2 protein-coding genes are annotated in these 867 nt (G+C 70.8%); both read left to right on the forward strand.

The annotated features are described in order from the left end of the window. Window positions 1-157: 157 nt before the first annotated feature. Complete coding sequence (locus OOT08_RS14290) at window positions 158-625, forward strand: hypothetical protein (RefSeq protein ID WP_325093458.1); 468 nt, start codon at window positions 158-160, stop codon at window positions 623-625. Next, window positions 622-867: a helix-turn-helix transcriptional regulator gene (locus OOT08_RS14295; protein WP_325093459.1), complete on the forward strand. Its 246-nt coding sequence runs from the start codon at window positions 622-624 to the stop codon at window positions 865-867. The genes OOT08_RS14290 and OOT08_RS14295 overlap by 4 nt, the downstream gene beginning before the upstream one ends.

An 867-nucleotide genomic window follows, 5' to 3' on the forward strand; every position in this document is an offset into this window, starting at 1 on the left:
GCGCCAGGCGTCCGCGCGCCGGGTTTCTCGCGGCACGAGCGTTCACGCCCTCCTCCCACCCCCTAAACGTAAAGCAAGCTTGACGTAAAGGGTGCTTGACGTTTATCGTGGGAGCGGCGCCCCGCCTGGGGGACGCGCGAAGAACAGGGGAGTCGAGATGAATCGAGCACACACGGGACGCAGCGCCTGGGGACGCAGCCGCTTTGGCGGCGGCACGGGGGTCCTGCTCACGGTCTCTCTCGCCATCGGCGCGGGGTGCGCCGCGCTGCTCGGCGGGTTGTTCGCCCGAACCGTGAACGCGGAGAGCCCCTGGCTCGCGTTCGCGCTCCTGGCGGTGGCCACGCTCCCGGTCTTCTCCGCCCTTTCCTGGGTGCTCCTCGTGGATCGCGGCACGATCACGGAGGCGGCCGAGCGCCCCGAGGAATCGGTCGAGTCGGACTGGTACGCGAAGGCCGCGGCGGGGGCCTTCCAGGATTTCTTGTTCGTGGGGGGCATCGGCGCGGCCGTCTTCGCCTTTCTCGGGATCGATGCCCGGGTCGAGCTCGTGCTCGCCGCGGTCCTCGTCGTGCTGATGCTCGACTTCGGCGCGCGGTACCTCTGGCAGAAGCGCCGGGCCACCCGATGAGGAACGCGCTGCCCGAGTGCCGCCGAGCGCTCGGCTGGTCGCAGGAGCGGCTCGCGGACACGCTCGGGGTCTCCCGGCAGACCATCATCTCCATCGAGAAGGGCCGGTACGACCCCTCGCTGCCGCTCGCGATGCGGCTCGCCCGGGTCTTCGGTCGCCCGGTCGAGGAGCTGTTCCTGCTGGACGACGAACCCGAAGCATCCGCGGGACCCGGTGCGTCCGAGGCGGACGCGGGGGCCTAG

Source organism: Leucobacter sp. M11, from assembly GCF_035726885.1.
Taxonomy (GTDB): Bacteria; Actinomycetota; Actinomycetes; order Actinomycetales; family Microbacteriaceae; genus JAPFRB01.

Bases quoted from the DNA above. Each gene is read 5' to 3' on its own strand.
- OOT08_RS14290 (WP_325093458.1), top strand. From the start codon at position 158: ATGAATCGAGCACACACGGGACGCAGCGCCTGGGGACGCAGCCGCTTT.
- OOT08_RS14295 (WP_325093459.1), top strand. From the start codon at position 622: ATGAGGAACGCGCTGCCCGAGTGCCGCCGAGCGCTCGGCTGGTCGCAG.